Source organism: Streptomyces sp. NPDC001750 (assembly GCF_042892615.1).
In the GTDB taxonomy this organism is placed as follows: domain Bacteria; phylum Actinomycetota; class Actinomycetes; order Streptomycetales; family Streptomycetaceae; genus Streptomyces.
In genome coordinates this window covers 75,677-97,852 of sequence record NZ_JBIAUE010000025.1, presented here as the reverse complement: position 1 = coordinate 97,852, position 22,176 = coordinate 75,677, and the positions used below count along the sequence as shown (strand labels likewise).

The 22,176-nt window shown below is 71.6% G+C and carries 21 protein-coding genes; 9 read left to right on the top strand and 12 right to left on the bottom strand.

The window, feature by feature from the left end:
* Positions 1 to 31 precede the first annotated feature (31 nt).
* Both radA and disA read left to right on the top strand, forming a co-directional pair.
* The gene (radA, locus tag ACFYY6_RS30385; RefSeq protein ID WP_351518861.1) at positions 32 to 1,444 is read left to right on the top strand and encodes a DNA repair protein RadA; all 1,413 of its coding nucleotides are present in this window, start codon (positions 32 to 34) and stop codon (positions 1,442 to 1,444) included.
* 80 nt (positions 1,445 to 1,524) lie between these two features.
* Positions 1,525 to 2,649: a DNA integrity scanning diadenylate cyclase DisA gene (disA, locus tag ACFYY6_RS30380; RefSeq protein WP_389196594.1), complete on the top strand. Its 1,125-nt coding sequence runs from the start codon at positions 1,525 to 1,527 to the stop codon at positions 2,647 to 2,649.
* A 175-nt stretch (positions 2,650 to 2,824) separates the two neighbouring features.
* Here disA and ACFYY6_RS30375 read toward each other — a convergent pair whose 3' ends face one another.
* The gene (locus ACFYY6_RS30375; RefSeq protein ID WP_351518887.1) at positions 2,825 to 3,628 is read right to left on the bottom strand and encodes a hypothetical protein; all 804 of its coding nucleotides are present in this window, start codon (positions 3,626 to 3,628) and stop codon (positions 2,825 to 2,827) included.
* A 241-nt stretch (positions 3,629 to 3,869) separates the two neighbouring features.
* Between ACFYY6_RS30375 and ACFYY6_RS30370 the strand changes: the two genes are divergently transcribed.
* The 6 genes from ACFYY6_RS30370 (at position 3,870) to cseC (ending at position 9,321) form a co-directional block, all read left to right on the top strand.
* The gene (locus tag ACFYY6_RS30370) at positions 3,870 to 4,526 is read left to right on the top strand and encodes a phosphatase PAP2 family protein (protein WP_351518859.1); all 657 of its coding nucleotides are present in this window, start codon (positions 3,870 to 3,872) and stop codon (positions 4,524 to 4,526) included.
* Between the two features lie 249 nt (positions 4,527 to 4,775).
* Positions 4,776 to 5,678 (top strand): A/G-specific adenine glycosylase, encoded by a 903-nt coding sequence (locus ACFYY6_RS30365; RefSeq protein ID WP_073789652.1) that lies wholly within the window; start codon positions 4,776 to 4,778, stop codon positions 5,676 to 5,678.
* A 178-nt stretch (positions 5,679 to 5,856) separates the two neighbouring features.
* The gene (locus ACFYY6_RS30360) at positions 5,857 to 6,495 is read left to right on the top strand and encodes a SigE family RNA polymerase sigma factor (protein ID WP_351518858.1); all 639 of its coding nucleotides are present in this window, start codon (positions 5,857 to 5,859) and stop codon (positions 6,493 to 6,495) included.
* Positions 6,483 to 7,226 (top strand): hypothetical protein, encoded by a 744-nt coding sequence (locus ACFYY6_RS30355; protein ID WP_388651392.1) that lies wholly within the window; start codon positions 6,483 to 6,485, stop codon positions 7,224 to 7,226. The genes ACFYY6_RS30360 and ACFYY6_RS30355 overlap by 13 nt, the downstream gene beginning before the upstream one ends.
* 11 nt (positions 7,227 to 7,237) lie before the next feature.
* On the top strand, positions 7,238 to 7,942 hold the full coding sequence (gene cseB / locus ACFYY6_RS30350; RefSeq protein ID WP_389196592.1) for a two-component system response regulator CseB: 705 nt from the start codon (positions 7,238 to 7,240) through the stop codon (positions 7,940 to 7,942).
* Positions 7,831 to 9,321: a two-component system sensor histidine kinase CseC gene (gene cseC, locus ACFYY6_RS30345; RefSeq protein WP_386608462.1), complete on the top strand. Its 1,491-nt coding sequence runs from the start codon at positions 7,831 to 7,833 to the stop codon at positions 9,319 to 9,321. Before cseB ends, cseC begins: the two co-directional genes overlap by 112 nt.
* Before the next feature lie 164 nt (positions 9,322 to 9,485).
* Here cseC and ACFYY6_RS30340 read toward each other — a convergent pair whose 3' ends face one another.
* Both ACFYY6_RS30340 and ACFYY6_RS30335 read right to left on the bottom strand, forming a co-directional pair.
* Entirely contained in the window at positions 9,486 to 10,175 is a 690-nt protein-coding gene (locus ACFYY6_RS30340; protein ID WP_351632560.1) for a M23 family metallopeptidase, read from the bottom strand.
* Positions 10,176 to 10,761: 586 nt separating this feature from the next.
* On the bottom strand, positions 10,762 to 13,290 hold the full coding sequence (locus ACFYY6_RS30335) for an ATP-dependent Clp protease ATP-binding subunit (RefSeq protein WP_351518854.1): 2,529 nt from the start codon (positions 13,288 to 13,290) through the stop codon (positions 10,762 to 10,764).
* 461 nt (positions 13,291 to 13,751) lie between these two features.
* Between ACFYY6_RS30335 and ACFYY6_RS30330 the strand changes: the two genes are divergently transcribed.
* A complete protein-coding gene (locus ACFYY6_RS30330) occupies positions 13,752 to 14,360 on the top strand; it encodes an SCO3374 family protein (protein WP_351518852.1) in 609 nt (202 codons plus the stop codon).
* Here ACFYY6_RS30330 and ACFYY6_RS30325 read toward each other — a convergent pair.
* From ACFYY6_RS30325 to panC, 9 genes are all read right to left on the bottom strand, one after another.
* Positions 14,339 to 14,674, bottom strand: a complete 336-nt coding sequence (locus ACFYY6_RS30325; RefSeq protein WP_073789639.1) for an Lsr2 family protein — start codon at positions 14,672 to 14,674, stop codon at positions 14,339 to 14,341. The two genes, ACFYY6_RS30330 and ACFYY6_RS30325, sit on opposite strands and share 22 nt — an antisense overlap.
* Positions 14,675 to 14,818: 144 nt before the next feature.
* Positions 14,819 to 15,376 (bottom strand): amino-acid N-acetyltransferase, encoded by a 558-nt coding sequence (locus ACFYY6_RS30320; protein WP_073789637.1) that lies wholly within the window; start codon positions 15,374 to 15,376, stop codon positions 14,819 to 14,821.
* A 9-nt stretch (positions 15,377 to 15,385) separates the two neighbouring features.
* On the bottom strand, positions 15,386 to 16,018 hold the full coding sequence (locus ACFYY6_RS30315) for a BlaI/MecI/CopY family transcriptional regulator (RefSeq protein WP_389196606.1): 633 nt from the start codon (positions 16,016 to 16,018) through the stop codon (positions 15,386 to 15,388).
* 193 nt (positions 16,019 to 16,211) lie between these two features.
* Positions 16,212 to 16,388 carry a hypothetical protein gene (locus ACFYY6_RS30310; protein ID WP_386608408.1) on the bottom strand — a complete coding sequence of 59 codons (177 nt, stop codon included), beginning with the start codon at positions 16,386 to 16,388 and terminating at the stop codon, positions 16,212 to 16,214.
* 84 nt (positions 16,389 to 16,472) lie between these two features.
* On the bottom strand, positions 16,473 to 17,063 hold the full coding sequence (locus ACFYY6_RS30305; protein WP_360110764.1) for a hypothetical protein: 591 nt from the start codon (positions 17,061 to 17,063) through the stop codon (positions 16,473 to 16,475).
* 138 nt (positions 17,064 to 17,201) lie between these two features.
* Positions 17,202 to 17,999, bottom strand: coding sequence for a type III pantothenate kinase (locus ACFYY6_RS30300; protein ID WP_351518848.1), 798 nt, complete (start codon positions 17,997 to 17,999; stop codon positions 17,202 to 17,204).
* Positions 17,999 to 19,066, bottom strand: coding sequence for a carboxylating nicotinate-nucleotide diphosphorylase (nadC, locus tag ACFYY6_RS30295; protein WP_386608409.1), 1,068 nt, complete (start codon positions 19,064 to 19,066; stop codon positions 17,999 to 18,001). Before nadC ends, ACFYY6_RS30300 begins: the two co-directional genes overlap by 1 nt.
* Positions 19,063 to 21,075: an L-aspartate oxidase gene (locus ACFYY6_RS30290; RefSeq protein ID WP_389196588.1), complete on the bottom strand. Its 2,013-nt coding sequence runs from the start codon at positions 21,073 to 21,075 to the stop codon at positions 19,063 to 19,065. Before ACFYY6_RS30290 ends, nadC begins: the two co-directional genes overlap by 4 nt.
* Entirely contained in the window at positions 21,072 to 22,106 is a 1,035-nt protein-coding gene (panC, locus tag ACFYY6_RS30285) for a pantoate--beta-alanine ligase (protein WP_389196604.1), read from the bottom strand. Before panC ends, ACFYY6_RS30290 begins: the two co-directional genes overlap by 4 nt.
* Positions 22,107 to 22,176 lie beyond the last annotated feature (70 nt).

Sequence of the window (22,176 nt, the reverse complement as noted above, 5' to 3'; positions counted from 1 at the left end):
CACTGTCGTACCCCGCCTATACGGTTGCGTCATGGCTGCCCGTACGAAGACCGCGAAAGACCGGCCGTCCTACCGCTGCACCGAGTGCGGCTGGACCACCGCCAAGTGGCTCGGCCGCTGCCCCGAATGCCACGCCTGGGGGACGGTCGAGGAGTTCGGCGGCACCCCCGCCGTGCGGACCACCGCGGCCGGGCGGGTCAGCAGCGCCGCGCTGCCCATCGGCCAGGTCGACAGCCGGCAGGCCACCGCCCGGTCGACCGGTGTCGGCGAGCTGGACCGGGTGCTCGGCGGCGGCCTCGTCCCGGGGGCCGTCGTGCTGCTCGCGGGCGAGCCGGGCGTCGGGAAGTCGACGCTGCTGCTGGACGTGGCCGCCAAGGCGTCGAGCGAGCACCACCGCACGCTGTACGTCACGGCCGAGGAGTCGGCGAGCCAGGTGCGCCTGCGCGCCGACCGGATCCGGGCGATCAACGACCATCTGTTCCTCGCCGCCGAGACGGACCTGTCGGCGGTCCTCGGCCATCTGGACGCCGTCAAGCCCTCGCTCCTCATCCTCGACTCGGTGCAGACCGTCGCCTCCCCCGAGATCGACGGGGCACCGGGCGGCATGGCGCAGGTGAGGGAGGTCGCCGGGGCGCTCATCCGGGCGTCCAAGGAGCGCGGCATGGCGACGCTCCTGGTCGGCCACGTGACCAAGGAGGGGGCGATCGCGGGGCCGCGGCTGCTGGAGCACCTCGTCGACGTGGTGCTGTCCTTCGAGGGCGACCGCCATGCCCGGCTGCGGCTCGTGCGGGGCGTCAAGAACAGATACGGCGCGACCGACGAGGTCGGCTGCTTCGAGCTGCACGACGAGGGCATCACCGGCCTCGCCGACCCCTCCGGCCTGTTCCTCACCCGCCGCGACGAGCCCGTGCCCGGCACCTGCCTGACCGTCACCCTGGAGGGCAAGCGCCCGCTCGTCGCCGAGGTCCAGGCGCTGACGGTCGACTCGCAGATCCCGTCGCCCCGGCGCACCACCTCCGGACTGGAGACGTCCCGGGTCTCGATGATGCTGGCGGTGCTGGAGCAGCGCGGCCGGATCAGCGCGCTCGGCAAGCGGGACATCTACAGCGCGACGGTCGGCGGCGTGAAGCTCTCCGAACCCGCCGCGGACCTCGCGGTCGCGCTGGCGCTGGCCAGCGCGGCGAGCGACACCCCCCTTCCCAAGAACCTCGTGGCGATCGGCGAAGTGGGCCTCGCGGGCGAGGTCAGACGGGTCACGGGGGTCCAGCGCAGGCTCGCCGAGGCACACCGTCTGGGCTTCACGCACGCCCTGGTTCCGACCGATCCGGGAAGGGTTCCGGCCGGCATGAAGGTCATAGAAGTCGCCGATATGGGTGATGCCCTGAGAGTCCTCCCGCGCCGGTCTCGCGCACAGGCCCCCCAGGAGGAGAACGCGCGCCGGTAGACTTTGCCCTGGTCTCGCCCGTCCGTACGAACGGTTTGAGGAACACAAGGGCACCGCCAACCCGCGACCGGAGGAGTGCAGTGGCAGCCAGCGACCGGGCAACATCGCCCGGAAAGTCCGGCCAAAGCACCGGTGGCGAGGCGCTGATGCGCGCCTCGTTGTCCGCCGTCGCGCCCGGAATGGCGCTGCGCGACGGCCTGGAACGCATCCTCCGCGGGAACACCGGCGGACTGGTCGTGCTCGGCATGGACAAGACCGTCGAGTCGATGTGCACCGGCGGGTTCGTGCTGGACGTGGAGTTCACCGCGACGCGCCTGCGCGAGCTGGCGAAGCTCGACGGGGCGCTCATCCTCGACAAGGACATGACCAAGATCCTGCGCGCCGGCGTGCAGCTGGTCCCGGACGCCTCCATTCCCACGGAGGAGACCGGCACCCGCCACCGCACGGCCGACCGGGTCTCCAAGCAGTGCAACTTCCCGGTCGTCTCGGTCTCTCAGTCGATGCGCCTGATCGCGCTGTACGTGAACGGGGAGCGCCGGGTCCTGGAGGAGTCCGCCGCGATCCTCTCCCGGGCCAACCAGGCGCTCGCCACCCTGGAGCGGTACAAGCTCCGCCTCGACGAGGTCGCGGGCACGCTGTCGGCGCTGGAGATCGAGGACCTGGTGACGGTCCGGGACGTGGCGGCCGTGGCGCAGCGGCTGGAGATGGTCCGCCTGATCGCCGCCGAGATCGCGGAGTACGTGGTGGAGCTGGGCACCGACGGCCGGCTCCTCTCGCTCCAGCTCGACGAGTTGATCGCGGGCGTGGAGCCGGAGCGCGAGCTGGTCGTGCGCGACTACGTGCCGGAGCCGACCGCGAAGCGGTCCCGTACGGTCACCGAGGCGCTGACCGAGCTCGACGGGCTCACCCACACCGAACTGCTCGAACTTCCCGTGGTGGCACGGGCGCTGGGCTACAGCGGTTCTCCGGAGACGCTCGACTCCGCGGTATCGCCGCGCGGATTCCGGCTGCTGGCGAAGGTGCCGCGGCTGCCCGGCGCGATCATCGACCGGCTGGTGGAGCACTTCGGCGGCCTGCAGAAGCTGCTCGCCGCCAGTGTGGACGACCTCCAGACGGTCGACGGGGTCGGCGAGGCCCGGGCGCGCAGCGTGCGCGAGGGGCTTTCACGGCTGGCCGAGTCGTCGATCCTCGAACGGTACGTCTGAGAACGGTACGCCCGAGAAGGGTCCGGCGCGACCGGGAGCGGCCCGGTGGGCGGCAGAGCGGCCGACGTGGTCCGGAGCGGTCCGGCACCCGGGAGAGCGATCCGGTGCGCACAACCGGAGGTGCCCGGCGCGGCCGAGAGCGATCCGGCCGCGCCTCAGCGCCTCGTTGGCCCGCTCAGTCCTTCGCGAGAACGAACGAGGCCCGCTGCACCGGCTCGCCCGGCGCCTTCGCCTCGACCAGGTACGTACCGGGGTGCGCGGAGCGCGCGGGCTTCGTCGCGCAGTGCGCGTCGCTCTCCTTGCGGTCCCACTCCACGGTGTGGACGACGGTCGCGCCCGCCGGGATCCTCAGCAGCACGCTTCCCGAGGCTCGCGGGCAGTCCTTGGAGGACCACACCTGACTGTCGTCGCCCCCCGCCTCGGTGATGGTGAGCACTGTGTTCTTCGGTCCGAAGTCGGCCTTGCAGTCGGCGGACGAGGTGTTCCTGGCGACCAGCCGGAACTTCGGCTTCTCGTCGGGGGCGTAGCTGATCTCGGTGTTCAGGCTCAACTGGAGTGCGCCCGGCGTGCAGGCGGGGAGCGGGGAGTTCGCGGGAAGCTGCTGGGCGGCCGTCGCGCCACTGTCGCCCCCGACGCCCTCGGTCCCGGCGCCCGGACCACTGCCGGCACCCGTACCGCCGGTGTCGGCACCGCCCGCGCCGCCCTGGGAGCCCGTGCCGGTACCGCCGCCGTCCGAGTCGTCCGACTCGTCGCGTCCGCCCGGCCGTTGGGTGATCGCCGGGCCCGACGGGGTGGGCCCCGGGGTGATCGACCGGACGGGAGACGACCCGCCGGACCGCGAGTCGTCCGTGTTCCCCTTGCTGCCGTTGGAGGTGACGGCCCATACGATCAGCAGGACGAGCAGCGCGACGAGCGCCAGCGCCACGGCCCTCCGGCGCCAGTAGATGGAGGAGGGAAGCGGCCCGATCGGATTACGCAAAGATCCCACGCCGCAAACTGTACGAGAGATCCGGACCAACTCCCGCCCCACCCGCCGCCGGACCACGAAGTTTTACGGATCATCATCTCGGTTCGTCCCCTTCTCGTCCCCTTCTCGCCCCCTTCTCGCCCCTCTCCTCGCCCTCTTCCTCCATGCCCTTCGTCCCCTTCCTCCCCGCCCTCGTTCCCCGTCCAGGGAGCACCGGGCAGACCACTCCGTTCGGTTGACTACCCTCTGTCACATGGATAGTTCAGCCACTGCCCCGCTCTACCGGGACGTCACCGACTTCGCTCATGACATGCCGTCATGGGTGCAACATCTGGCCGAGGCATGGACGGAGTTCGGTCTCCTGGTCTTCGGCGTCCTCTTCATCACCGGGTGGTGGCGGGCCCGCCGCGCCGACGAGCGCGCCCTCGCGCTGGCGGTGCTCGCGCCCGTCGCGACGGCGTTCGGCTACGTGGCCAGCGAGGCGCTGAAGTCGGTGGTGACCGAGGAACGCCCGTGCCGCGCGGTGGCCGGAGCGGCGGCCTCATTGGTGCCGTGTCCGCCGGTGGGCGACTGGTCGTTCCCCAGCAACCACTCCGCGATCGCGGGTGCCGCGGCCGTCGCCGTGGCGATGTGCCGGCCCCTGCTGGCCTGGCTCACCGTGCCGATGGCCCTGCTGATGGCCTTCTCCCGGGTCTTCGTCGGGGTGCACTATCCGCACGACGTGGCGGTCGGGCTGGTCATGGGCGCGCTGGTGTCGGCGGCGGTGATCCTCCTGCTGCGCCGCCCGACGCAGTCGCTCGCCCTGACCGTGCGGGGCAGCGGGGCACCGATGGCCTCCCTGGTCTCCGGTCCGGGCACGGGCGCCCTGCCGCGCAGCGGCCGGGGGCGGCGGCGCGCCGGGCGACGCTGACGACCCGGACGGACCGGTCGCGGGGAGGGCCGGGACGCCGGACCGACCGGGACGACTCAGCCGGCCCTCCCCGACGAGGACGCCGGGGCGGGCCCGGGTGCCGGGCCCTCCCCAGCACCCCTTTGGGCCGGTTGCCGGACACCGGAGGGACAAGACGGGTGGCATTATCACCCCAAGGGCCCCCAGGAGGAGCGACACCACCGTGCGCGGAACCATCGTCCGTTCTTCCGTGCCAGGATCGTCCGTGCGATGACTGCCATGACTGCGACACAGACGTCCCCCGCCTCCCTCCACACTCCCGTCATCGGGTGGTTCGAACAGCACGCCCGCGATCTGCCCTGGCGCCGTCCCGAAGCGGGCGCCTGGGGTGTGATGGTGAGCGAGTTCATGCTGCAGCAGACCCCCGTGAACCGGGTCCTCCCCGTGTACGAGCAGTGGATGACCCGCTGGCCGCGCCCGGCCGACCTGGCCGCCGAGCCGCCCGGCGAGGCGGTCCGCGCCTGGGGCCGACTCGGCTACCCGCGCCGGGCCCTGCGCCTGCACGGCGCCGCCCAGGCCATAACGGAACGGCACGGCGGCGACGTACCGAGCGAGCACGCCCAGCTGCTCGCGCTGCCCGGCATCGGCGAGTACACCGCGGCGGCCGTGGCCTCGTTCGCGTACGGACAGCGTCACGCAGTACTCGACACGAATGTCCGCCGGGTGTTCGCCCGGGCCGCGACCGGCATCCAGTACCCGCCGAACGCGACCACCGCCGCCGAGCGCAAGCTGGCCCGCGCGCTGCTCCCCGAGGAGGACGAGCGCGCCGCCCGCTGGGCAGCCGCGACGATGGAACTCGGCGCCCTCGTCTGCACCGCCAAGAACGAGGACTGCACGCGCTGCCCGATCGCCTCGCAGTGCGCCTGGCGGCTGGCCGGGAAGCCCGCGCACCAGGGGCCCCCGCGCCGCGGTCAGACGTACGCCGGGACGGACCGGCAGGTGCGCGGACGGCTGCTGGCCGTGCTGCGCGAGGCCGTGACACCGGTGCCGCAGTCGGCGCTGGACGCGGTCTGGGACGAACCGGTGCAACGCGCCCGTGCCCTGGACGGCCTGGTCTCGGACGGCCTGGTCGAACCGCTGGCCGGCGGCCTCTACCGGCTGCCGCTGAGCTGAGCCCCCGCCCCGCCCTCGCAGGTCCCGCTGTTACACAACCGATGGACAGCCGTGCGTCGGCCTATGGCTGCTCCGCACAACCTCGTGACAACGGCTCCGTAACGTCGTCGACGTCGCCCCGACCGATCGATGGGCGACGGCGGTCGAACGGGGCTCCACGGGGACGGAGGCGGTTGGAATGGCACAGGGCGAGGTACTCGGGTTCGAGGAGTACGTGCGCACCCGGCAGGACGCACTGCTGCGCAGCGCACGCCGGCTGGTCCCCGACCCGGTGGACGCGCAGGACCTGCTGCAGACCGCCCTGGCCCGTACGTTCGGCCGCTGGGACGGCATCGCCGACAAGTCCCTCGCCGACGCCTACCTGCGCCGGGTCATGATCAATACCCGTACCGAGTGGTGGCGGGCCCGCAAGCTGGACGAGGTTCCCACCGAACAGCTGCCCGACGCGAGCGTCGAGGACGGAACCGAGCAGCGGGCCGACCGCGCCCTGCTGATGGACGTGCTGGGCGTCCTGGCTCCCAAGCAGCGCAGCGTCGTCGTACTGCGACACTGGGAGCAGATGAGTACCGAGGAGACGGCTGCCGCACTCGGCATGTCGGCCGGTACGGTGAAGAGCACGCTGCACCGTGCGCTGGCACGCCTGCGCCAGGAGCTGGAGAGCCGCGAGGCGGCGAGCAGGGAGGCCCTGCTCGCCGAGGAGCGGCCGACGCCGACGGCCGACCGCGGTCCGGTCCCCGGTGCCGCGGTGCGCACCCGGGTACGGGAGCGGACGGGCAGGCGTATGGACGAACGGGGGCGGGAGCGGTGCGCGGCCTGACAGCCGGTGACGACGGCGGAAACCGCGGTGGCGGTGACCGCCGCCGCGGCCGTTCCCCAGGCAGTCGCGCGGCGGGGACCGGGAGGACCGCCGGGATCGGCTGGACGGCGGGCGCCACGACCCTGGTCGGGTTCACCGCTCTCGCCCTGCTCGCGGCCGGCTGCTCCAGCGGCGGCGCCGGAACCCGGGACGAGGGCCCGGCGGGCACCCAGCCGGTCGCCCAGGTCACACCGAGCCCCGGCGCGTCCACGGCGAAGCCCACCTACCGGGTGGACCCCGTGACGCTGATCAAAAAGGACCCCAAGGTCAGCGAGCGGGTCAGGGCCGATCTGAAGCCCTGCGCAGGCTCCGAGTACCCGGTGGACACCTCGTACGGAACGCTGACCGGCGGATCCTCCACCGATGTCGTGGTGAACGTGATGACCTGCGCCGATTCGGTGGGCGTCGGCACGTACGTGTACCGCAGGGAGTCCGGCGGCCTCTACCGGAACGTGTTCGCGATGGAGCAGCCCGCCGTGTACGGCACTATCGACCGCGGCGATCTGGTGGTGACGGCCCAGGTGTACGGGAAGAAGGACGCGGTCGCGTACCCCTCGGGCGAGGATGTGATCACCTACCGCTGGGCGGGCGACCGGTTCGACGAGCACGACCGCGTGCACAACGACTTCAACCGAGCCGTCGGCAGCGGAACGGCCGGACTTCCGGAATCCGCCGAGCCGGCGGGGAACTGAGAGCAGTTTCGATGGCCGAGACCCACGTCCTGTTCGTCGAGGACGACGACGTCATCCGCGAGGCCACCCAGCTCGCGCTGGAGCGTGACGGCTTCACGGTCACCGCGATGCCCGACGGCCTGTCGGGCCTCGACGCGTTCCGGGCCGACCGCCCCGACATCGCGCTGCTCGACGTGATGGTGCCGGGCCTGGACGGCGTCAGCCTCTGCCGCCGCATCCGCGACGAGTCGACGGTCCCCGTGATCATGCTGTCGGCCCGCGCGGACTCGATCGACGTGGTGCTCGGTCTGGAGGCCGGGGCCGACGACTACGTCACCAAACCCTTCGACGGGGCGGTCCTGGTCGCCCGGATCCGTGCCGTGCTGCGACGCTTCGGCCACGCCTCGGGCGGGCAGCCGGGCGGCGGCGAACCGGAGTCCCCGCCCGTCGGCGGGGTGCATGTCTTCGGCGACCTGGAGGTCGACACCGAGGGCATGGAGGTCCTCCGGGGCGGCGAGCCGGTGGCGCTGACCCCGACCGAGATGCGGCTGCTGCTGGAGTTCTCCGCCGCGCCCGGCACGGTGCTCTCCCGCGACAAGCTCCTGGAGCGCGTCTGGGACTACGGCTGGGGCGGGGACACCCGGGTCGTGGACGTCCATGTGCAGCGGCTGCGCACCAAGATCGGCCAGGACCGGATCGAGACGGTCCGCGGGTTCGGCTACAAACTCAGGCCATGAGGCGGCCGGCGCTGCGGACGAGCGTCCGCTGGAAGATCAGCATCGCGATCGCCGCGGTCGGCGCGCTGACCGCGGTGGCGCTCAGCTTCGTCGTCCACAACGCCGCCCGGGTCTCGATGCTGGAGAACGCGCGCGAGGTGCAGCTGACACGGCTGACGTACGCGCAGCTGCTGTACGAGGCGAAGAAGACGCACAAGGCCGACACCCGTTTCGGCGCCAAGCTCAACGACCCGCTGATGCCGGGCAGCCTGCGCGCGGAGGTCAGGAAGAACCGCCGGGCCACGCATGTCGAGATACTGCAAAACGGGGTGCCCGACGTGTGGGCGGCGGTCCCGGTCGGCCAAGACGACGTGCTCTCGCTGCACACCCGTTTCACCGGCCGCAGCGCCAAGATCATGGGTGATCTCGACCGGGCACTGATCATCGGCTCGGTGTCGGTGGTGCTCGGCAGCTGTGCGCTGGGCGTGCTGATCGGCGGGCAGCTGTCGCGTCGGCTGCGCAAGGCCGCCGCGGCGGCGGGCACGGTCGCCCAGGGCAACACGGACGTACGGGTGCGGGAGGCCGTCGGCGGAGTCGTCCTGGACGAGACCGACGAGCTGGCCCGCGCGGTGGACGCGCTGACCGACGCGTTGAACGAGCGGATCGAGGCGGAACGCCGGGTCACCGCGGACATCGCGCACGAACTGCGGACGCCGGTGACCGGTCTGCTGACGGCGGCCGAGCTGCTGCCGCCCGGCCGCCCCACCGAGCTGGTACGGGACCGGGCGCAGGCGCTGCGCACCCTGGTCGAGGACGTGCTGGAGGTGGCCCGGCTGGACAGCGCCTCGGAGCGGGCCGAGCTCCAGGAGATCGCGCTGGGCGAGTTCGTCAGCCGACGTATCGCGCTGCTGGACCCGGACGTACGGGTGCGGGTCGTCCACGAGTCATGGGTGAGCACCGATCCACGCCGCCTGGAACGCATCCTCGGCAATCTGCTGGGGAACGCCGCGAAGCACGGTGCCACGCCGGTGGAGGTCACGGTCGAGGGCCGAGTGGTACGGATCCGTGACCACGGCCCCGGGTTCCCCGCGGCCCTGCTGCGCGAGGGCCCGAGCCGGTTCCGTACCGGAAGCAGCGACCGGGCAGGACACGGACACGGTCTCGGCCTGACCATCGCGGCGGGTCAGGCGAGGGTCCTCGGGGCCCGGCTGACCTTCCGCAACGCCGCCCCGGAGGGGGCGGCGGGGGTGACGGGCGGGGCGATCGCCGTCCTGTGGCTGCCCGAGCACGCGCCGACGAACACCGGCAGCTTCCCGGTCCTGCGCCTGTCCGAGCAGCGCGCGGCGGACGACGACGCGGCGGGGAGCGGTACGGCGGGCAGATCCCGGTCCGGCGCCTGAGACCGGACCACGACGCGGCCGGACCACGACGCGGCGGGCTCCCAAGGCATGTGCCCCGGGAGCCCGCCGCGCGAGGTGTATCCGCCACGTGTCCGGATTCGCGACCTCATGAGGCCCGGACGCGTGACCCGTGAGGCCCGGTTGCGGGCCCGACGGAGGTCGGGTCAGACCCCGACGCCCTTCTGGTGCAGGAACGAGACCGGGTTGACCGCGGAGCCGTAGTCGGCGGTGTGGCGGATCTCGAAGTGCAGGTGCGGGCCGCTGGAGTTGCCGGTGTTGCCGGAGAGCGCGATCCGCTCGCCGGTCGTCACCTTCTGGCCGGCGTACACGTCGATCTGCGAGAGGTGCGCGTACTGCGAGTACGTACCGTTGCCGTGCTTGATCACGACGGCGTTGCCGTACGCGGGGCCGTCGCCGCCGCCGTTCGGGCCGGCCTTCACGACGACGCCGCTGTGCGCGGCCGTGACCTTCGTGCCGACCGGAACGGCGAAGTCCTGGCCGGAGTGCTTGTGGGCCCAGCGGCTGCCGTCGTTGCCGAAGCTCGCGCTCAGCTCGTAATGGCTCACCGGCTTCTCCCAGGAGGCCGCCTTCTTCGCGGCCGCCTCGACGACCGCCACGCGCTCGGCCTCGGCGGCCTTGGCCGCCTTGCCCTGCACGGCCGCCTGCTTGGCGACCGAGTGGGCGGCGGTGCCGTCGATCAGGTTCGCGACTTCGGGGGAGCCCATCGTGCCGGCCGCGAACGCAGCACTCGCACCGAGCGCCATCGTCGTTCCCAGCCCGGCTGCCACCACGGCGCCACGGACACGGGACAGGGACGGGCGGCGGGAGTGCTGGAACGGAACGCGCTTCGACATATGCGGAAATCCTCCGGGGATGACGGGACCCGACGCTTTCGGCCGGGCTGGCCGTTCCTTGGTAACCCGCACCCTTGCCGGTGCTCAAACCCCCCATCTACGAACAAAAGCCGTAGCCGAGAGCTCGCGAGGGCCCCGGAATCCACCCCGCTCACCGTCGAATCCCGCCCCGTCGACACCTCCACTCGGAGTGGATCCCGCCGCAGCTCAAACCCTCCATAAACGGACTAAACATACTGATCCCTGCTTTTTTCGCGCCGGTTTCCCACACCCCTCCCGCGCGGGGGCGCACGCCGCCGCCGCGACCACGGCGTTCTCTCCTAGCGGCCGTAGTAGTCCCGAAACGGCTGTGTGCCTTGTCACCGCCGACAGACCCGTAAGACGTCCGATCCGGGGCCTCCGGCCCCGCGTCCGACCGCCGCACGCGACACCCCACCGATGCGCGCGACGCCGGACCGGACGCACGGAGACACCCGACCGAAGACATGGAAAAGGGGCTGCCCCGGACCGTTGGAAACGGTCCGGGGCAGCCCCTTCGGTCGTTCAGTCGTCCGATCGCGCCTTCACGGCGTTCTCACGCGTCCGGTCACGCGTCCTTCGACAGGTTCGGACCCGCGCCGCCCGCCGCCTGCTCGATCGGCGGAACGTCGGGCAGCGCCGACTTCTCCTCGCCGCGGAAGGTGAACTTCTTCTCCTCGCCCTCGCCCTCGGTGCCGACGACCACGATGTGGCCGGGGCGCAGCTCGCCGAAGAGGATCTTCTCGGAGAGGACGTCCTCGATCTCGCGCTGGATCGTCCGGCGCAGCGGCCGGGCGCCCATCACGGGGTCGTAGCCCTTCTTCGCCAGGAGCGACTTGGCCTCCGAGCTCAGCTCGATGCCCATGTCGCGGTCCTTCAGGCGCTCGTCCACCTTGGCGATCATCAGGTCGACGATCTGGATGATGTCTTCCTCGCTGAGCTGGTGGAAGACGACCGTGTCGTCGACACGGTTGAGGAACTCGGGGCGGAAGTGCTGCTTGAGCTCTTCGTTGACCTTGTTCTTCATCCGCTCGTAGCCGGTCTTGACGTCGCCCTGGGCGGCGAATCCCAGGTTGAAGCCCTTGGAGATGTCCCGGGTCCCGAGGTTGGTCGTCATGATGATGACCGTGTTCTTGAAGTCCACGACCCGACCCTGGGAGTCGGTCAGACGACCGTCCTCCAGAATCTGGAGCAGGGAATTGAAGATATCGGGGTGGGCCTTCTCGACCTCGTCGAAGAGAACGACGGAGAACGGCTTGCGGCGCACCTTCTCGGTGAGCTGGCCACCCTCTTCGTAACCCACGTAACCGGGGGGAGAACCGAAGAGGCGGGAAACCGTGTGCTTCTCGCTGAACTCCGACATGTCGAGAGCGATCAGCGCGTCCTCGTCGCCGAAGAGGAATTCGGCGAGCGTCTTGGAGAGCTCGGTCTTACCGACACCGGACGGGCCGGCGAAGATGAACGAACCACCGGGACGCTTCGGGTCCTTCAGACCGGCTCGCGTACGGCGGATCGCCTGCGAAAGGGCCTTGATGGCGTCCTTCTGACCGATGACGCGCTTGTGGAGCTCGTCCTCCATGCGCAGCAGGCGCGAGGACTCCTCCTCCGTCAGCTTGAAGACGGGAATGCCGGTCGCGGTGGCCAGGACCTCGGCGATCAGCTCGCCGTCGACCTCGGCCACGACGTCCATGTCGCCGGCCTTCCATTCCTTCTCGCGCTTGTTCTTCGCGGCGAGGAGCTGCTTCTCCTTGTCGCGCAGGGACGCGGCCTTCTCGAAGTCCTGCGAGTCGATCGCGGACTCCTTGTCGCGGCGGACGCCCGCGATCTTCTCGTCGAACTCGCGGAGGTCCGGCGGCGCGGTCATCCGGCGGATGCGCATCCGGGAACCGGCCTCGTCGATCAGGTCGATCGCCTTGTCCGGCAGGAAGCGGTCCGAGATGTACCGGTCGGCCAGGGTCGCGGCCTGGACCAGTGCCTCGTCCGTGATGGAGACGCGATGATGGGCCTCGTAGCGGTCGCGCAGACCCTTGAGGATCTCGATCGCGTGCGGCAGCGACGGCTCGGCGACCTGGATGGGCTGGAAGCGGCGCTCCAGCGCGGCGTCCTTCTCCAGGTGCTTGCGGTACTCGTCCAGCGTCGTGGCACCGATGGTCTGCAGCTCGCCGCGGGCCAGCATCGGCTTGAGGATGCTGGCGGCGTCGATCGCGCCCTCGGCGGCACCCGCACCCACCAGGGTGTGGAGCTCGTCGATGAACAGGATGATGTCGCCGCGGGTGCGGATCTCCTTGAGGACCTTCTTCAGGCGCTCCTCGAAGTCACCGCGGTAGCGGGAGCCGGCGACCAGGGCGCCGAGGTCCAGGGTGTAGAGGTGCTTGTCCTTGAGGGTTTCGGGCACCTCGCCCTTGACGATGGCCTGCGCCAGTCCCTCGACGACCGCCGTCTTGCCGACGCCGGGCTCGCCGATGAGCACGGGGTTGTTCTTGGTGCGGCGGGACAGCACCTGCATGACCCGCTCGATCTCCTTCTCGCGCCCGATGACCGGGTCGAGCTTGGACTCCCGGGCGGCCTGGGTGAGATTCCGGCCGAACTGGTCGAGCACCAGGGACGTGGAAGGGGTGCCTTCCGCGGGTCCGCCCGCGGTGGCCGCCTCCTTGCTGCCGGAGTAACCGGAGAGCAGCTGGATGACCTGCTGCCGCACCCGGTTCAGGTCGGCTCCGAGCTTCACGAGGACCTGGGCGGCGACGCCCTCGCCCTCGCGGATCAGACCGAGCAGGATGTGCTCGGTGCCGATGTAGTTGTGGCCGAGCTGGAGGGCCTCGCGGAGCGACAGCTCCAGGACCTTCTTGGCCCGGGGCGTGAAGGGGATGTGCCCGGACGGGGCCTGCTGGCCCTGGCCGATGATCTCCTCCACCTGCTGGCGGACCGCCTCGAGCGAGATCCCGAGGCTCTCCAGGGCCTTAGCGGCGACACCCTCACCCTCGTGGATCAGGCCCAGGAGAATGTGCTCGGTGCCGATGTAGTTGTGGTTGAGCATCCGGGCTTCTTCCTGAGCCAGGACGACAACCCGCCGCGCGCGGTCGGTGAACCTCTCGAACATCGTTAATCGCTCCTCAGAGCGGTCAGGCAGTAAGGGGTCGGTCCCCTCCCTGTCCTTCCGCAGCTTAGTCCCGCAAGCGGGGACCGCTCATTCCAACTGCCGACACCGGCCGGATCGCCCCCGCTCCCGCGAGGACGGAGTTGCCGCCTCCCCGTCGCCCGAACGCCGACATCTGCTCCAACCCGATGGTGCGAGACGATGTTCCCGCAGGCCAGACAGATACGCCTTTCGCCAGTACGCCGTTGGCGAACGGGAGATGTCCGGGCCCGCGTGTCGCCCCTCCCCACCAGGGATGTCATACCCGCAATTACAGACAGTCCATGCGACGCGCGGCGGTTCCCTCCGCTACGGGCGAACATCTTTGCGCCGCCTGACCCGTCCGACACCCCCATTTCCGACACACTGCGCAACAGGCCGCGAACAGCGCGTAACTCCGGAGGGCTGCCGGACGTTCCTCCGGCATGGCCAACACCTCCCCGCCTTCCCCGCCGTCCCGCGACGGCGGAGGGGAAGGGCACGACGAGGGCGCGCGCTGGGCGCGGTGGTACGAGCGCGAGCTCGGCTGGACGACCGAGGGCGTCGCGCCGGTGCGGCTGCCGACCGGTCTCCTCTTCGATGTCCTCGAAGTGCCCGCTGTCGTGGGGCGCGCGGTGCTCCGGCGGGTGGGCCGCACCGGGCCGGTGGCGTCGACCGACTCCCGGACGAGCCTGCTGGTGGCGGCGGGGAGCGCGGAGGAGCTGCCCGGGCTGCTCGACTGGCTGGAGTGGGGCGGGGTCACCCTCTCGCTGACCGCCGTCGGCAGGGGCGGTCGGATCGAGGCGCCGGCACCGCCCGGTGGGGCGGCGGACCGGCCAGGGGCCGCGGTGTGGTTGCGGCCCCCCGGACTGCCGCGCGAAGGAGGGCCGGGGCTCCCGGACCTCGCGGGCCTCGGGAGCAGGGGTGGGGATGCTCCCGATCTCGTGCGGCTCGTGGACGCGGTGGCAACCGAGTGCCACCGGGCCAGGTTGATGCGTGCCCGAGCGGGGCGGTCGACCGATGGGTCGACAGCTCAGCTGTTGGCCTTCTCGTAAGCCTCACGGATCTCGGCGGGGACGCGGCCGCGGTCGTTCACGTTGTGACCGTTCTCGCGCGCCCACTTGCGGATCTCCGCGGTGTCCTTGTTGCCGCCGGCTACGGCGCGACCCCTGCCACGACCGGACGTCGCCCGACCGCCCGTGCGCCGGCCACTCTTGGTGTACGGCTCGAGAAGGCCGCGGAGCTTGTCCGCGTTGCTCGTGGTGAGGTCGATCTCGTACGTCTTGCCGTCGAGAGCGAACGTGACCGTCTCGTCCGCCTCGCCGCCGTCGAGGTCATCGACAAGAAGGACCTGAACCTTCTGTGCCACCGGATTTCCTTTCATCGAAAATGCAGTACGCGGAAAGGAAACCGCTTTTCTCCGGAAAACACAAACCCTCGGCAGAGGTTCAGGATCGCGAGAAGCCGGGAAACATGCGCGATTCGGACATAGGGCCACGGCTTCTTGTGACCGTCACAGGTGCAGAAGCATCCGGCTGTTGCCCAAGGTGTTCGGCTTCACTCGTTCGAGACCCAGGAACTCCGCGACACCCTCGTCATAGGAACGCAGCAGCTCGCTGTAGACATCTCCGTCGACCGGCGTCTCCCCGATCTCGACGAAGCCGTGCTTCGCGAAGAAGTCGACTTCGAAGGTCAGACAGAAAACCCTGCGTACGCCCAGCCAACGGGCGGTCTGCAACAACTTGTCCAGTACTTGATGCCCGACTCCGGCGCCCCTGATGCCGTGATCGACCGCGAGAGTACGCACTTCGGCCAGGTCTTCCCACATCACGTGCAGTGCGCCGCATCCGATGACACGAGCGTCCTCGTCGCGTTCCGCGATCCAGAACTCCTGGATGTCCTCGTAAAGCGTCACCGTCGCTTTGTCGAGCAGGATGCCTTCACGTACGTACCCGTCGAGGAGACGGCGGACCGATGGCACATCACTGGTCCTGGCACGCCGGACGGTGACGGCCGTCTTTATAACCGACGGTGCGGTACGGAAATCGCTATGCGGAAGCTCTGAGGACATACCCCGACGCTATCGCCCGGAGGCGGGCCCGGCGTCATCGGCCGGAACTTCGGACCCCTCTGCGGGCTGTTGTCCGCCCTGTTGTCCGGCCCGGTCTCCGGCTCGTCGTACGGCCCGGTCGGCGGGCTGTCGCGCGGGCCGGTCCGCGGCCGGTTCCCCGGCCGCCCGGCTCTCGTCCCCACCCGCGGGTGCGTTCGCCGGTCCACCCGTCGGTTCGCCCGCCGGCTCGCCCGGCGGAGGCCGTACCGGAACTTCGGACGGGATTTCGGCCCGCTCGTCCGGCACTTCGCGCTCCGGGGGCGGCGGGGTGTCCGGCAGACCCGGGCGAACAATCCGCATGGCGTCCCGGAGCGCCTCGCGCTGTTCGGCCGACATCATGCCGAAGAAGGCGACAAGTGCGGCCGCCGGGTTGTCGCTGCGCGACCATGCTTCGTTCATCAGTGCGGCCGAGTAGGCGGCGCGGGTGGAGACCGCCGTATATCGATATGCGCGGCCGTCGACTTCCCTGCGCACCCAGCCCTTCTGATGGAGATTGTCCATTACCGTCATGACGGTGGTGTAGGCGATGGAGCGTTCCCGTTGGAGGTCCTCCAGGACTTCTCGCACGGTGACCGGACGGTTCCACTGCCAGACCCGTGTCATCACGGCGTCTTCCAGTTCTCCCAATGGGCGGGGCACAATGGCATTTTAGTGCCAATTGTCCGAAATGCACGGTTATTCATGCGACGCGAAAGGGCGCACGGCCATGACGAGCCGTGCGCCCTTTCGCATACCGCCGAAGGCGTGCCGCCGGACGCGGGAGTGTGCCGGGTACGGAGTACCGGACCGGGAGCGCTCAGGCGCCGCCGCTCCGGACCTGCTGGACCGAATCGGAGCGGCTCATCGCCGCGTCCACGACCGCGTCCTCCTTGGCCTTATTGGGGCCGCCCTGGCTCTTGATGATCGTCACGACGATGCCGATGAAGAAGACTGCCATCACCACGGGGGGCACGAGCGCCGATACGTAGTCCATGGCTTCCAGAGTAGCGAGGCCGGTGCGGACGTCCACGCGCACCCTCCGGGTGGCGGGACGGCCGTCCGGTCCCGCATGGGGCGACTACCCGACGGCTCGCTGCCTCGGCGGCGACGGCGGGGCCGGGCGGCGGCGCGGCGGGAACACCTCGGAGGGCTTGGGTGCCGCCGGACGCTCGGACGGCGGGGCGGGCCGGGGCGGCTTCTCCGGGGTCCTGGGCCGTTCGGGCTCGGCGTCGCCGGTCCGGCCGCCGGGCAGGGCGAGGAGACGACTGCGGGGCGCGGGGGCCGCCGCGGGCACGGCGCGCCCGGCGAGCCGGGCCCGTACCGACCGTTCCGCGAGCACCTGGCAGCGCTCCAGGAGCGCGGCCGCCGTCGGCCGGTGCCGCAGGGCGCGCAGCGCGGCGAGATCGTCGGGGCAGGGGTCGTACCCGCCCGCGAGGGCGTCCTGGAGGAGTTCCAGGTAACCGCTGGCGGAGCCGGGGAGGGCGTCGCGGTAGCGGGCGAGGTCGGCGAGGAGGAACGCGCGCAGCCGTCCCGCCTCGCCCACCGCCTCGTCGACCGCGCCCGCCAGCCGCAGGCAGTCCTGGACATCCTCTTCGGGCAGGGGGGCGGGGTGCAGGGCGACGGCGAGCGCGCGTCGGAGCACACGCAGCTCGTCCGCGCCGAACGCCATACCGCCGCGTGATCCGTAGGGCGTGGGCATGGCGCGACAATACGTGCTAAATGGACAAAATCCTCTTAACTGGGCGTCGGCGGCGCGGCGGCGGCCTCCGTTCCGCCACGCCGTTCCCGCAGGTGAGCCCAGTGCCCGCTACATCCGGGAGATGTTCCGCTCGTACACCAGCCGCAGACCGATGAGGGTCAGCCACGGCTCGTGCTCGTCGATGACGGAGGACTCCCCCAACACCATCGGAGCAAGGCCGCCCGTCGCGATGACCGTGACGTCGTCGGGGTCGTCCGCCAGCTCCTTCTTCATCCGGGCGACGACACCGTCGACCTGGCCGGCGAAGCCGTAGACGATCCCCGCCTGCATCGCCTCGACCGTGTTCTTGCCGATCACGCTGCGCGGCCTGGCCAGCTCGATCTTGCGGAGCTGGGCGCCCTTGACGCCGAGCGCCTCGACCGAGATCTCGATGCCGGGAGCGATGACGCCACCGGCGTACTCGCCGCGTGCGGAGACTGCGTCGAAGGTGGTGGCCGTGCCGAAGTCGACGACGATCGCGGGACCGCCGTACAGGTCGGCGGCGGCGGCCGCGTTGATGATGCGGTCCGTGCCGACCTCCTTCGGGTTGTCCATGAGGATCGGCACCCCGGTCTTGATGCCCGGCTCCACGAGAACCGCGGGAACGTCGCCGTAGTAGCGGCGAGTCACCTCGCGCAGCTCGTGCAGGACGGCGGGGACGGTGGAGCAGATCGCGATGCCCTCGATGCCGTCGCCCAGCTCCTCGCCGAGCAGGGGGTGGGCGCCCATCAGGCCCTGGAGCAGGACCGCGAGTTCGTCGGCGGTGCGGCGGGCGTCGGTGGAGATCCGCCAGTGCTCGACGATCTCCTCGCCGTCGAACAGGCCGAGGACGGTGTGGGTGTTGCCGACGTCGATGGTGAGCAGCATCAGGCGTCGGTCCCGTCGGTGTCGTTGTCGGTGTCGACGGTGTCGCGGAAGTCGAGGCCGATGTCGAGGATCGGCGAGGAGTGGGTGAGCGCGCCGACGGCCAGGTAGTCGACGCCCGCCTCCGCGTAGGCGCGCGCGGTGTCGAGGGAGAGGCGCCCGGACGACTCCAGGACCGCGCGTCCGCCGACCAGGGCGACGGCCTCGGCGGTCTGGAGCGGCGTGAAGTTGTCCAGCAGGATCAGGTCGGCCCCCGCGTCGAGGACCTCCCGGACCTGCTGGAGAGTGTCGACCTCGACCTCGATCGGCACGTCCGGGAACTCGTCCCGTACCCGCTTGAACGCCTCGGCCACCCCGCCCGCCGCGATGACGTGGTTGTCCTTGACCAGCGCCGCGTCCGACAGGGACATGCGGTGGTTGACGCCGCCGCCGCAGCGCACCGCGTACTTCTCCATGGCACGCAGGCCCGGAGTGGTCTTGCGGGTGTCGCGGACCTTGGCCTTCGTCCCCTCCAGGACGTCGGCCCAGGCGCGGGTGGCGGTCGCGATGCCGGAGAGCCGGCACAGCAGGTTGAGTGCGCTGCGCTCACCGGTCAGCAGGTCACGGGTGCGGGTGGTGACGGTCAGCAGCTTCTGGCCGGGGGCGACCCGGTCACCGTCCTCGACGTGCCGCTCGACCGTGAACTCGTCGGCACAGACGATCGACAGGACCGCCTCGGCGATGCGCAGACCGGCCACGACGCCGGCCTCGCGGGCGGTGAAGTCGCCGGTGGCCACGGCGTCCTCGGCGACCGTGGCGACGGTGGTGACGTCGACCCCGCCGTCGAGGTCCTCCGCGAGGGCGACGTGCGCGACGTCCTCGACCTGGACCGGGTCCAGGCCCGCGTCGGCGAGGAGCCGGGCGAGGTCGGGGTCGAGGCCGCACTCCCATCCGTCGGTGTCGTGGGCCCCGTCGGCACCGCAGCCGCAGCCGTCACCGCAGCCGCCGCCCGCGGCGGGCGCGGGCGCACCGATCTGGATCAGCGGTACGTCCACGGGGGTGGGGCGCGGATTCTCTTCGGGCGTGCTCACGGTTGCGACTCCTCGGTCACGTCGGCGGGGGGTGGATCAGTCGTCGGGGTGGTCGTCGGGGGGATCGGGGATGCTGCTGCGCAGTCTGGCGCCTGCGCAGGGCTTACGGGCCCGAATGCCGCAGTCTCCGTCCGACGGAGGACGAGCCGGCGCTCCGAGGTGAGCCGGACGACGAGGTGGCGGCGCCAGTTCTCGTCGTCGCGCTCGGGCCGGTCCTCGCGCCAGTGGCAGCCGCGGGTCTCCTCACGGCGGCGGGCGGCGGCGACCAGGACGCGCGAGACGAGCAGCAGGTTGGTGGCCTCCCATGCCTCGACGCCGGGCTCGGCGGGCTTGGGACGGTCGGCGTCCGGTGCGTCGGCGCCCGGTGCGTCGGCGTCCGGTGCGTCGGCGTCCCGTGCGCCGTCCGGGGCCGCGGCTCGGACGGCGCCGTCGTGCAGGGCTTCGAGCGCGTCGGCGGCGGCGGCCAGGCTCTCGGCGGAACGAAGGACTCCGGCGCCCCGGGTCATGATCCGCTGGACGGTGCCGCGCTGCTCGGGGTCGAGCAGCGGGGACGGGGCGGGGAGGGCGGCCGGGTCCGCGGCTGCGGCGAGGGGCCGGTCGGCCGCGACAGGGGTCCGGGGGGTGGTCCCTTCGGCGGCAGGCCCGGCGTCGTCCGCCCGCGCCGTGCTGCCGGTCTGCGCAACGCCGTTGGTCTGCGCGGTGTCGTTGGTCTGCTCGGCATCGCGCACGTGCTCGGCGTCGTTCGCCCGCTCGACGATGTCCGTCGCGATGCGTTCGGCGAAGACGAGGCCCTCCAGGAGGGAGTTGGACGCCAGCCGGTTCGCGCCGTGCACGCCGGTGCAGGCGACCTCGCCACAGGCGTACAGGCCGGGTACGGTCGTGCGCCCGCGCAGGTCGGTACGCACGCCGCCGGAGGCGTAGTGCGCGGCGGGCGCGACCGGGATGGGCTCGGTGACCGGGTCGATGCCGTGGGCGCGGCAGGCGGCCAGGATCGTGGGGAAGCGCCGTTCCCACATGTCGGCCCCGAAGTGGCGGGCGTCGAGATACATGTGCTCGGTGCCGTGCAGCTCCATCCGGCGCGTGATGGCCTTGGCGACGATGTCGCGCGGGGCCAGCTCCGCCAGTTCGTGCTGCCCCACCATGAAACGCGCACCGGACGCGTCGACGAGATGGGCGCCCTCGCCCCGTACCGCTTCCGACACCAGGGGTTGCTGGCCCTCGGAGTCGGCGCCGAGGTAGAGGACCGTGGGGTGGAACTGGACGAATTCGAGGTCGGAGACCTCCGCCCCCGCCCGCAGCGCCAGGGCCACGCCGTCCCCGGTGGAGACGGCCGGGTTGGTGGTGGCGGAGAAGACCTGGCCCATGCCGCCGGTGGCGAGCACCACGGCGGGGGCACGCACCGCGCCGACGCCGTCGTGCCGGCCCTCGCCCATGACGTGCAGGGTGACGCCCGCGGTACGGCCGTCGGCATCCGTCAGCAGGTCCAGGACGAGGGCGTTCTCGATGGTGCGCAGGGCGGCCTCGCGGACCGCCGCGACCAGGGCCCGGGAGATCTCGGCGCCCGTCGCGTCGCCGCCCGCGTGGGCGATGCGGCTGCGGTGGTGGCCGCCCTCCCGGGTCAGCGCGATCTCGCCGCCGTCCGTGGTGTCGAAGCGGGCGCCGGCCCCGATGAGCCTGCGTACGGCGTCGGGCCCCTCGGTCACCAGGGTCCGTACCGCGTCCTCGTCGCACAGGCCCGCGCCCGCGACCAGGGTGTCGTCCAGGTGCTGCTCCGGGGTGTCGCCCTCGCCGAGGGCCGCGGCGATGCCGCCCTGCGCCCAGCGGGTGGAGCCGTCGTCGAGGCGGGCCTTGGTGACGACGACGGTGGCGAGGCCCGCGGCGGCGCAGCGCAGCGCGGCGGTGAGACCGGCCACGCCCGAACCGACCACCACGACATCGGCGTCGATGGACCAGCCGGGGGCGGGGGCGGTCAGCCGTATTCCGGTCGCGTGGTGGCGTATTCCGGTCACGGGGTGGCTCCGAAGGTCAGCGGGATGTTGTCGATGAGGCGGGTGGCGCCGACCTTCGCGGCGACCGCGAGGATCGCGTCGCCGGTGGTGCGGTCGTCGGGGATCTCGGTGAAGTCGGACGGGTCCACGAGCGCGAGATAGTCCAGGACCAGCGGCGGCTGCTCGGCCGCGGCGTCGTCGAGGACCAGCCGCGCCGCGGCCCGTACCGCCGCGGGCCCGTCCACGGGGCGGGCCAGGGCCACCGCCTGGGTGTCGGCGGCGGCGCGGGCCTCGCCGAGCGCGGTGAGCGCGGCGGCCCGGCCGGTGGTGGCCGCGGTGGTCTGCGCTCGGGCGTGCAGCGCCTGCTGGGCGGCGAGCCGGTCCCGCGCCGCGAACAGGGCCCGGGACAGGGCGAGGGCGGTGCGCCGCTCCTCGATGTCCAGGAAGCGGTTGCGGCTGGAGAGCGCGAGGCCGTCCGGCTCACGGACGGTCGGCACGCCGACGATCTCCACCGGGAAGTTCAGGTCGCGCACCATGCGGCGGATCAGCGCCAGCTGCTGGGCGTCCTTCTGACCGTAGAACGCGAGGTCGGGGCGGGTGAGATGGAGGAGCTTGGCGACGACGGTGAGCATGCCGTCGAAGTGCCCGGGGCGGAACGCGCCTTCGAGGCGTTCGCCCATGGGACCCGCCGAGACGCGGACCTGTGGTTCGCCGCCGGGGTAGACCTCGTCGACGGACGGCGCGAAGACGGCGTCGGCGCCTGCCGCGCCCGCCACGGCGAGATCGGCTTCGAGGGTGCGGGGGTAGCGCTCCAGGTCGGCCGCCTCGCCGAACTGGAGCGGGTTGACGAAGACGGTGACGACGACCTGGCCGTCCGGACCCGCCGTCGCGCGCGCGGTACGGATCAGGGTGGCGTGGCCCTCGTGCAGGGCGCCCATGGTCATGACGACGGCCCGGGGGCCCTTGAGCGGCGCGAACGCGGCGAGCTCGGCGGCCGTACGGAGAAGGGCGGCCGACGGGGCGGACGCGGGGGTGCGGGCGGTGGTGGGCATGGCGGTGGCGGGGGGCGTGTCGGGGGCGGTGGGTACGGGGTCGGTTCCGGACTCGGGAGCGGTTCCGGGC